Below are 10,054 nucleotides of genomic sequence, written 5' to 3' on the forward strand. Positions count from 1 at the left end.
AAGGGCCGCCGCGACGACGCCGTGCCGGCCACGAAGGTGCACTTCCCGCTGGGGAGGGCGCAACCGCAGCGGCAACTCGCGGCGCTACGTGCTCTGCGCGGTGGAGGACGGCCTGCGGCGCCAGGGCACCGGCTGGGTCGACGCCTACCGGGTGCACCGGCCGGACTACCGCACCGACGTCGAGGCGCACCACATGCCGCTCGACCGCGGGCTGATGCGGTTCCGCGCCGAGCAGCCGCCGTACTCGCTGCCGGCGCGCGGCGGCCGAGGCGTTCCGCGCGACGCTCACCCCGGAGCGGTTCGACGAGTCGCTGCCCGGCAACGTGGAACAGTTCGCCGCCGTGGAGCAGTTCGCTCAGCTCGCCGACGAGATCGTGCCGCCCGGCGTCGACACCTGCCACGTGCACGGGGTCTGGAAGCCCGCGTCGCCGGTGGACGTGCACCGGCGACGCAGGCCCCTCGATCAGCGCTGACTCACCACTGCTGGGTGCTCAGGCCGGTGCCCTGGTAGATCTGGTCGAACCCGTTGCCGTCGTTGTCGTCGGTGTAGACGACGGTGATGCGGCCCCACGGGTCGACGCCGACGGCGGGCTCGTCCTGCCTGCCGGTGGCGGTCGAGACCGTGAGCTGGGTGGTGGTGCCGTCGGGGTTGTAGACCTGCGTGTGGACGTCCTGCGCCTCCGCCGTGGTCACCGCGACGCCGAGCTGGTCGTCGATGCCGATCTGCGGGTCGGCGCCGGTGGTCACGGCGTCCGCGGTGCCCCGTGCCGCACCGGCGGCGGTGAACGACCGCGAGCGCACCCCGGACTGCTCCCAGGCGACCGCGAAGTCGCCGTTGAAGCTGGCCGCCACGGCGGGGCGCTTGCCCTGCCCCGTCGTGGTCTGCGCCTGCTTCACCCCTCCGGACGGGGTGACGATCTTGCGGGCCACGGCCGCGTCCGCCTCCCACACCACGACCGCGTTGCCGGCGGCGCCCATCGCGACCTGGGGCTTCGCGTGCGTGCCGCCCGCGTTGTTGAGCTGGGCCTCGTAGGACTTCGACGAGATGGACGCGAACATGCCGACCCGCACCGTGGACGGGCCGGTGCCCTGCTGGTCCTCCCACACGACCGCGAAGCCGCCGGTGTCCGGGTCCGCCGCGACGCTGGGGAAGTGCTGCTGGCCGTCGGCGCTGGCGTTGGCCCTGCCCGAGCCCGACACGGTCCCGGACGCGCTGACGGAGCGGACCGCGATGTTGTAGTAACCGTTGCCGTCCGCGTCCTCCGACCACACGACGACGGCGGTGCCGTTCTCGTGCAGCGACACGTCGGGCTGCCAGTGGCGCCAGTTGCCGGTGCCGCCGCTGGAGAGCTTCTTCTCGTAGACGGAGGTTCCCTCTTTGTAGAGCCGGATCCAGACGTCGGAGTGGAGCGGGTCGGCGGGGTCGGTGCTGTCCCGGTCGTCCTCCCACACGACGGCGGTGTAGCCGTTGCGGGTGGCCGAGACGGACGCGTTGTCCTGGTCTCCGGCCGACTCGCTGTTGACCGTGGACCACGTCATCGGGGCGGGGGCGAGCAGGAGGCTCGCGATCAGCAGTGTCTTCACGGTGCCTGCAATCCGGGGTTGTCCGCCTCGACGACGTAACTGCCGACGGTTCTTCAACTCGAGTTACACCGCTCGTTTGACAGACCCGGCATAGGAGCTAGGCCGTCATAGCAACCGGGACAAGGCGTTCGACCAGGCGATGTCGCAGCACATGGCCGAGCGCGTTGGTGCGGAGATCACCTACATCGCGGCGAGCCACGCCTCTACGCGACGTAACCCGGCGTCGCCGCCGAGGTCATTGCCAACGCCGCGAACACCGCCACCAGCGCCGGTTGACGTACGGCGATCTCATCGTGCCTCCGCACGAGTTGGCCCCGTGTTCCGGAGAGTGTTCCGAACGCCGATCATGCCCTTCCAGGTTGCGCTGTGGATCGAGCTGCTCGCGGCGGGACAGGGAGGCCTTCAAGGTGCTCTTCTCGCTACGGGAGAACGGCATCGACGCATCGACGTGCTCGGTGTCGTCGCCATCGGACTTGTCGTCTCGCTGGAGGCAGCCTGCTGCGCGGACATCGTGCTCGGCCAACAACCGGGAGTGCTCTGGAAGAACTGGTACCTGCTGGTGGTCGGCTGCGATCTTCGGCATGACGCTGCAGCCGGTGCTCGCACGAGTCGACTGGATGATCACAGGCCTCGACGCGGTGGAATTACTGTCGGCCCGACGGCCAAGATGGTCCCTGCAGGTTAGGTACTGCGAGGACACTTTTGTGATCTTGCGGAGTCCTGCTGGGTCGAGCATCATCCGGCTGCTCCGGCGCACATCCCGTGTGAATGTCTACGTTGTACTGTTGGCTGGTCTTCTTTGCCACGGACCAAATGTGCCGCCGGGTAGCCGACCTCACCGGTGTCACCACCTCCAGATGCCGTGGGCGAAATGCCGTGTCCAGTGCCGCAGCTTCTCTCCTCTCCTGGTCATGCGCCTGAGGCCATCTGGCGGCGCCTGGCATCCGAACGGGGGAGCGCGCGGCAGCGCCTTGTGATCCGCCAGGCGCTGGCCGATGCCCGGCTCACTCCGGCAGACGTCGACGTGGTCGAGGCGCACGGCACCGGAACTCCGCTCGGTGACCTGATCGAGGCGCAGGCCATCGCTGCCGTCTACGGCGGGTCGCGGCAACGGCCGCTGCGTCTGGGCTCGATCAAGTCAAACATCGGGCACACCCAGGCGGCGGCCGGTGTGGCCGGCGTGATCAAGATGGTGCTGGCGATGCGACATGAAATGTTGCCCAGAACCCTGCACGCGGAACGACCGCTGAGCCAGATCGACTGGGAGGCGGCCTCGGTGTCGCTGCTGACCGCGAGCGAGGCCTGGCTGTCGCAGGACCGTCCGCGCCGCGCCGCGGTGTCGTCCTTCGGCATCAGCGGCACCAACGCCCACGTCGTCCTCGAGCAGGCCGCGGGCAAGGCACCCGCTGACGAGCACGCCGGTGCCGTGCCGGTGCCAGTCCTGCTTTCGGCCCGGTCCGCCGGCGAGCTCGACCAGCACGCCGCCCGTCTGCTGGCCGCGATCGAGAGCACGCCGGAGCTGGGGGTCGCGGACGTCGCCGCCACGCTGGCCGGTCGCTCGACCTTCCCGCACCGCGCCGGGTTCGCCGCCGCCGACCGGGCAGAACTGTCGGCCGGACTGCGCTCCCTCTCCGGCCGGCACGCCGCCGGTGAACCCGTGACGGCCTTCCTCTTCTCCGGACAGGGGTCGCAGCGCTCGGGGATGGGCCGCGAGCTGTCCTGGCACCACCCGGTGTTCGCGGACGCGCTGGCCGAGGTGGCGGCGGGGTTCGGGATCTCGCCGAAGCGGTTGACCGGTGACCAGGTGCACGAAACCGATTTCGCCCAGCCCGCGCTGTTCGCGTTCCAGGTGGCGCTCTACCGCCTGCTGGAGTCGTGGGACGTCCGGCCCGACTACGTCGCAGGCCATTCCCTCGGTGAGATCACGGCCGCGCACGTGGCGAATGCGCTCACGCTCGACGACGCGTGTGAGCTGATCGCCATCCGCACCAGGTGGACGCAGCGGATGCCGGACGGCGGGGCCATGGTGTCGATCCGGTTGCCCGAAGAGCAGGTCCGGCCCCACCTGACCGCAGGCGTCGACATCGCCGCGGTGAACAACAGCCGATCGGTGGTGCTGTCGGGCGTCGAGTCCGAGGTGCGGGCGATCGTCGAAGTCCTCGGTGCGAAGCACACCAGGCTTCAGATCAACCGCGCCTTCCACTCGCCGCTGGTGGATCCGGTCCTGGACGGCTTCGGACGTGACGCCACCGGTGTCGTCGCGTCGCCGCCGGGGATCCCGCTGGTGTCGACGGTCACCGGGAAACTGGTGACGGGCGAGATGACCTCGCGGCACTGGGGCGAACACCTGCGTGGCACGGTGCGCTTCGCCGACGCAATGGCGGAGTTGGAATCGCTTGGTGTCACGACATTCCTGGAAGTCGGTCCGACCGCCGCACTCACGGCGACGGCCGACCTGCCCGTCATTCCGGTGTGCACGCGCGATCGACCGGAGGCCGCCGGATTCGCGGAAGCGCTGGCCCGGATGTTCGACCGCGGCGCACCCGTCGGCTGGAACGCCCGTGGCCGACACGTCGCGTTGCCCACCTACCCCTTCCAGCGCGAGCGGTTTTGGGCCGCGCGGTCCAGGCGCGCCGCGGGAGGCGCGCACCCGGTGCTGGGCACGTGGGTAAAGCTCCCCGACGGCAGCCACGCCGCCACGGGAACGATCTCGACCCGCGACCTGCCCTGGCTCGCCGACCACGAGGTGCAGGGCCGCACGATCCTGCCCGGCACGGCGTACGTCGACCTGCTCGCGTCAGCGGCGCGCCAGACCGGCCACCAGCGGATCGGTGAGCTGGTCCTGCACGCCCCGCTGGTCGTTCCGGACGGCACCCCGGTCACGCTGAGCGTCGTCGTCGCGGTCGACGGCGCGGTCGAGGTGCACGCTCGGGACGAACACGGCGAGTGGGCGTACCACGCCAGCGGAATGTTGCTGGAGAACGGGGTCGCGGCCTCCTCCGCGCCCCCGTGGCCGTCTACCGAGGCCCGGCGACAGGAAACCGACGGGTTCTACGACCGCCTCGGCGAGACCGGGTTCGGCTACGGGCCGGCGTTCCAGGGTGTGCGTGAGGTGTGGACCGACGACAGGCACGTCTACTCCCGTGTCGTGCTTCCGGTGGCCGCGGACGCCTTCGTGCTGCACCCGGCGTTGTTCGACGCGGCGTTGCACGCCGGGGGTTTCGCTGGACCGCCGCGCACACCCGCGGTGCCGTTCACCTTCACCGGGGTTCAGGTGTACGCCGAAGGGAAGGGCGAACTGCGCGTCCGGATCACGCCGACGAGCAAGGACACCTTCTCCCTGATCGCCACCGACCCGTCGGGTGCGGTCGTTGTGACGGTGGAATCGCTCGTGATGCGACCTGCCGCCGAAGCCGTGCCGGTCGCCGCCCCGCTCGTCCTCGACTGGGCGCCCCTGCCCCTGACCGAGGGCGCCGCGGTCGAGCACGAGGTCGTCCGGCTGGCGGCAGAGCCCCGGCTGCACGACGTGCTGCGTCTCGTCCAGGACCGGGCGCGGCGGCCGGAACCGCCTCTCCTGGTGGTGGTCACCTCCGGCGCGACGGGGATGGGCGGGAGCACTGCGGATCCGGCCGCGGCGGCGCTCTGGGGCTTGGTCCGCGCGGCGCGTGCGGAGCACCCCGGCCGCTTCGTGCTGGTCGACGCCGAACCCGGCGACAAGCTCTCCGCCGATCTCCTGGCTCGGATCGCGCGCAGCGGTGAACCCGAGATCCAGAAGGAGTCCCTCAAGAAGGACGTTGACAAGGTCACCGGCGGCCAGCCCGTGATCCAGTCGGTCGGCAACCCTGAGCACGAGGGTTTCTGGGACTGGGTCGAGCGCAAGGTCAACAGCATCGACTGGGCCGAGGTCGGTCACACGATTCTCGACGTGGTCGGCATGATCCCGGTGGTCGGCGAGATCGCGGACGGCATCAACGCCGTCTGGTACCTCGCCGAGGGCGACTACGTGAACGCGGCCCTGTCAGCAGCAGCGCTCGTGCCGTTCGCAGGCGCCGCAGCAACCGGTGCGAAGCTTATCGGCAAGGGTCTGCAGAAGTACGGCGACGAAGCCGCCGGCCTGGTCAGCAGCTGCATACGCACTAATAGTTTCGTCGCCGGCACACGAGTATTGCTGGCAGATGGTTCTACGAGACCGATCGAGGATGTTCAGCTCGGCGACGAGGTTCAAGCCACAGATCCGACAACGGGTGAGACAGGACCATATGCGGTTACCGACCTGGTGGTTGGCACGGGCGAGAAGACACTGGTCGAGGTCACCATCGACACGGACGGTGCAGTAGGAGACAAGGTCGAGGTAATAACAGCCACGGCTGGCCATCCATTCTGGATCGGTGACACAGGTGTGTGGCGCGAAGCGCGGGAATTGGCGCCAGGTGACGATGTTCGGACGGCAGAGGGTTTGTTGCTTGAGGTAGTCGCCACCGCCACTCGCGCTGAGTACCTGACTGTCTACAACTTGACAGTGGACGGCCTGCACACCTACTACGTTATGGCAGGAAACACGCCTGTCTTGGTTCACAACCAGGGTGCTCTCGGTCCTGGGCAGATCAACCTCTGGCGGGCAGTTCAAGAGCCGGAACTGGAAGCAATCCGTAACGGTCGCTCCTTCGTCAACCCGCCCGGTGTGGAGACAAAGTATTTCTCGTTCACTGAGCGCGGCGCGTCTGAGTATGCGCGGCGCGCATACAGTGCGTATCCGAGTGAAGGTCCCTACACTATCGTCCGCACCGTCGCAGATGAAGCAGACATTCCCAGGAGCAGCATCATGCCGTATACCGCTGACGTCGTCGACGGTGGAGCCGCGCTGCCGTCCGAAACGCTTGGAAAGCTGGGGCGACCCAGGATAATGCCAGGAATGAGCACTGGAATCGGATGTTGAGCGAAGGATCGTGGTCATGAGGTTCGTTGTGGCGTCGGCGCACGCGCACAGGCTGGAGGAGGTGTCGCGGAAGCTGAACGATGTGTTGCGGGTTGAGTTCAGGCTCGGGTCTATCCCGAACGCCGGATTCGATTGTAACGCAGGCATTGTTCACTACACCCTCGCTCATGATCGCTACGGCGGGCGGCCAGTTGTTGGTCGGGCGCAAGTGCTTCAGAATTTGCGTGGCGATGGGGCTCCTCTGGTTATTTTGGCCACGCCGCCTCTCGAGGACGACACTGGTCTGGGGCTCGATCGCAATGTGAAAGTTGAAAATCGTGTAATTCGCATGCTGGGAATGTGTATCGATGAATGGGTATTGTCCGGCGAGTCGGTCGGCACGGATTCGACCTGTTTGGTGCACATGGAGGGGTCCGGGCTTGACTTCGATGAATCCGGCGCGGTCGTCGCAGGTCTTGAGAGAATTATTGCTCAATATGTTTGAACTTGGTTTCAAAGATAAGGTTATTTAGGGTCTTCGGAGTGAATTCTGCAGCGGCGACACCATCCGCTGCAACTCCGATGCTGTTGGCTGGCTACTGGTTTCGGTGTGGATATGTGTCCTTACGGGACGGCCATTCCGGTGGACGCCGATTACATCGACATCTGCAAACCGGACAGCTGGGACGCTCTTGTGTAAGGGTAGGTCAGGCTGTTTGTTGACGGGATCCTCCACGGGCTCGTTGCCCCGCCTCCAGACTCCAGCGCAGGCGGGACTGCCGCTCTGAGTAGCGGAGCGAAAGCGTCGGTGAGGAAATCAACCACTACGGCCGCAACACGGATCCGGCCAAGGGCACCCCGTACGTCCGCATCGGATACCTAACGCGCATCGAATGAGGTGAGAGTGCCGTTCCGTGTCGTCGGCGGAGTGTCCTATCGGCGAGGTGCCCGCTTGCGCAGGGTCCGACGGATCAGGCTGAGGAGAAGGCTCACGCCCCATCCGGCGATGAGCAGTCCGCTGAGGAACATCGACCAGCCGCCACCGCTGCGCAAGTCGAGGACTCCGGCCGCGAGTACCACGGCACCTGCGGCCGCCGAGAGCACCGCGAGCGCCCACACCGGGGTGTTGAACCGCCTGGGCGCGTCCGCTTCATCGGTGGCCGGTGACCGGTTCCGGTACAGCCAGAGGTCCGTGCCCAGCACGATCACCACCAGTCCGAGGAACCAGCCCCCTAGCGCCACGCAGGCCAGCGATACAGCCTGGCGCTGGCCGCTGAACACGCCGATCGCGATGAACCCTCCGCCGAAGAGCGCCATCCCCAACCGCACCACGATTGGCTTCACGTGCAGGTGCCAGCGGTCCCCGGCGCCACGCCATTCTCTGACCAGCGTGGCAGGGATGGGGCTCAGCCTCCTGCTGGCGCGCAGAAGGCCCCATCCCAGCGCGCCGACGACCACCGCTGGGCCCGCGAGCCCCATCGCGTGGGCCACCGGGGCGTCCAGCAGCATCAACACGCCGAGCAGCAGCGCGAGTCCGCCGAGGCCAAGCAGCAATCCCCCGACCCCGCGGAGCATCACCCCGGCCCAGGCCCGTACGAGCGGCGTCCGTCGGTCAGGTCGTTCCATCAGCACTGGTCCCTTTCGCTGCCCCCAGCGGGTCGGTGACGAAGGCGGTGCCGTCCGGCCCGATCGCGACATCGTTGACCGATTGCGCGCCGGTGGGCTCGCCGGACAGGGTGATCAGCTGTTCGCGCTCGCCGGTGTGGAGGTCGTAGACAGCCAGCCCGAACCTCTCGGCGGCGGCCGGGTTGCCCGCCACGGCCACGATCCTGGCCCGTCGCTCATCGACCTCGAGACCGAAGAAGCCGCGCACCTCCGGGTCGCTGACGATGGTCCATGGCTCCCCGTCCCGGCCGACCGCCGAGATCGTCGGCACCGGTGAGGTGGGGCTGGCGAAGGACCCGACGAGCAGCGCCCGCCTGCTCGGATCCCACGCCGCCCCCTCCGGGAACAGGTTGGCCGCACCCGGTCGCAGCACGCCGGGGAAGCCGCAGGGCTCGGCCTGGGCAGGCGCAGCGCCCACCGAGCTCACGGCCAGGGATGCCGCAATCAAAAACGAACGTCGTCGCATCTACGTCTCCCCGGTGTGTGACCTTGTGCTCGGCGAATCAAGTTTGGCCGAGGGGACAGGGGCAACCGCGAGCCTGACAGGAACAGGACAAGCTTCTCCTGCACGGCGTGACGCTGGAGGACGCCGACTTGTCCGATCACCGACTCGACGGCATGTCCGTCGCCAACGGAAGCAGGCTTGTGCACTGTGCCTTCCGCAACGCAAAGGTGCGCGGCGGAGTTTGGGTGGAGGTTTCGAGCCGAGTTTCTACATCGGCTGTGTCTTCGACGGCCGGCACATCGATGGCCACTGGCAGACGTGCTCGACATCGGCGCCGGAGTGCTGCCTGCTCCATCATGGGGTGTACCTGGACCAGGCATCCACAGAACGCGGTCCGCCAGCCATTCGATGATGGCTGGCGAGGGTCCGGCGACCTCGTATGCGACCAATCCTCGCGGCCATCGCCACATGGCCTTCGCTGTACGTCCTGTTCGCCGTTGCGCGACGAACAGCGTGAACTCTCGATCCAGGGTCGGCGCGGGTTTGGCTACGACAGGCGCGGGTCGCGGAGGACTTCCTCGACGCGCTGCGCGGTATCGCCACGGACTGCAGGAGCAACCCATGACCACATCGCTGTCGCGCAATCGTGCCCACCGGTTGCTGTGGGCCGGCAGACCCTGTCCCGCGAGAACGTCGATGGCCCTGCGGGGCCACTTCGCCGTGGCAAACAGAGGCCGATCCCGGTATGACGGATGACGATGATCATGCTTGGGCGTCAGAAACTACGGTGCCCACGATCGCCCGCCTGGTCAGCGCACACGGGGACGACGCGCACGACATGGACCACACGTAGAACCAGTGAGCGCAGGCGGCGCTGGACCCCTCAGCGGGGTGCGAATTTCTTCGTGCTGAGGCAATCCGCATCGGGCCCGGCGCCGAAGAGTTCCTGTAGGGCAGATCGTTTCGACCCCACAGGAGGAACGAACGATGACAGCGTTCAAGACCAAAGCGGCACGTGCGGCGGTTCCGGTGCTCGCGCTGGGGATGGCTCTCGCCTCACCCGCGGTGGCCTCGGCCCACGAGGGCGATCACGGCACCGGAGCCGGGCGCGACGACGGCACCACGGTGGCCACCGTGCAGCTCCGGCAGCTCAACCGGAGCGGAGCTTCCGGGCAGGGAGCCCTCGTCCTGCGCGGCAACCAGGTCGACATCGCCTTCCGGGTGCGCGGAGTGCTCGCCGACGCCCCGCACGCACAGCACATCCACATCGGCGCACAGGGGCGTTGCCCGTCCCAACGCGCCGACACCAGCGGTGACGGCATCGTCAACACCACCGAAGGCCATCCCTTCTACGGCCACATCGGCACCTCGCTGACGACGAGCGGCGACACCAGCCCCGCCAGCGGCCTGGCCGTCGACCGCTTCCCGGCGCCCGGCGGCACCTC

The 10,054-nt window shown here is 67.9% G+C and carries 7 protein-coding genes and 1 pseudogene; 4 read left to right on the forward strand and 4 right to left on the reverse strand.

From position 1 onward, the window contains the following. Positions 1-341 precede the first annotated feature (341 nt). The gene (locus tag BMW88_RS44140) at positions 342-473 is read left to right on the forward strand and encodes a hypothetical protein (protein WP_281249475.1); all 132 of its coding nucleotides are present in this window, start codon (positions 342-344) and stop codon (positions 471-473) included. A gap of 1 nt (position 474) precedes the next feature. Here BMW88_RS44140 and BMW88_RS31890 read toward each other — a convergent pair whose 3' ends face one another. Both BMW88_RS31890 and BMW88_RS43670 read right to left on the reverse strand, forming a co-directional pair. Next, the gene (locus BMW88_RS31890; RefSeq protein WP_245778191.1) at positions 475-1,584 is read right to left on the reverse strand and encodes a hypothetical protein; all 1,110 of its coding nucleotides are present in this window, start codon (positions 1,582-1,584) and stop codon (positions 475-477) included. Between the two features lie 235 nt (positions 1,585-1,819). Then, positions 1,820-2,167, reverse strand: a complete 348-nt coding sequence (locus tag BMW88_RS43670; protein WP_143116366.1) for a hypothetical protein — start codon at positions 2,165-2,167, stop codon at positions 1,820-1,822. A 288-nt stretch (positions 2,168-2,455) separates the two neighbouring features. Between BMW88_RS43670 and BMW88_RS31895 the strand changes: the two genes are divergently transcribed. Both BMW88_RS31895 and BMW88_RS41295 read left to right on the forward strand, forming a co-directional pair. Continuing rightward, on the forward strand, positions 2,456-6,520 hold the full coding sequence (locus BMW88_RS31895; protein WP_089958031.1) for an acyltransferase domain-containing protein: 4,065 nt from the start codon (positions 2,456-2,458) through the stop codon (positions 6,518-6,520). 16 nt (positions 6,521-6,536) lie between these two features. Continuing rightward, positions 6,537-7,004: a hypothetical protein gene (locus BMW88_RS41295; RefSeq protein ID WP_143116368.1), complete on the forward strand. Its 468-nt coding sequence runs from the start codon at positions 6,537-6,539 to the stop codon at positions 7,002-7,004. Positions 7,005-7,432: 428 nt separating this feature from the next. Here BMW88_RS41295 and BMW88_RS31900 read toward each other — a convergent pair whose 3' ends face one another. After that, positions 7,433-8,125, reverse strand: coding sequence for a hypothetical protein (locus BMW88_RS31900; protein ID WP_143116369.1), 693 nt, complete (start codon positions 8,123-8,125; stop codon positions 7,433-7,435). Then, entirely contained in the window at positions 8,112-8,630 is a 519-nt protein-coding gene (locus BMW88_RS31905; protein WP_143116370.1) for an SMP-30/gluconolactonase/LRE family protein, read from the reverse strand. Before BMW88_RS31905 ends, BMW88_RS31900 begins: the two co-directional genes overlap by 14 nt. A 966-nt stretch (positions 8,631-9,596) precedes the next feature. On the opposite strand from BMW88_RS31905, the pseudogene BMW88_RS31910 reads away from it, so the two are divergent. Continuing rightward, positions 9,597-10,054 (forward strand): annotated as a pseudogene (locus BMW88_RS31910) (hypothetical protein); the annotation flags it as partial.

Source organism: Lentzea xinjiangensis, assembly GCF_900110955.1.
Taxonomy (GTDB): domain Bacteria; phylum Actinomycetota; class Actinomycetes; order Mycobacteriales; family Pseudonocardiaceae; genus Lentzea; species Lentzea xinjiangensis.

Excerpts from the sequence above, each read along its gene's own strand:
- BMW88_RS43670 (WP_143116366.1), bottom strand. The coding sequence starts at position 2,167 with ATGCCGAAGATCGCAGCCGACCACCAGCAGGTACCAGTTCTTCCAGAG.
- BMW88_RS31895 (WP_089958031.1), top strand. The coding sequence starts at position 2,456 with ATGCCGTGTCCAGTGCCGCAGCTTCTCTCCTCTCCTGGTCATGCGCCT.
- BMW88_RS41295 (WP_143116368.1), top strand. The coding sequence starts at position 6,537 with ATGAGGTTCGTTGTGGCGTCGGCGCACGCGCACAGGCTGGAGGAGGTG.
- BMW88_RS31900 (WP_143116369.1), bottom strand. The coding sequence starts at position 8,125 with ATGGAACGACCTGACCGACGGACGCCGCTCGTACGGGCCTGGGCCGGG.
- BMW88_RS31905 (WP_143116370.1), bottom strand. The coding sequence starts at position 8,630 with ATGCGACGACGTTCGTTTTTGATTGCGGCATCCCTGGCCGTGAGCTCG.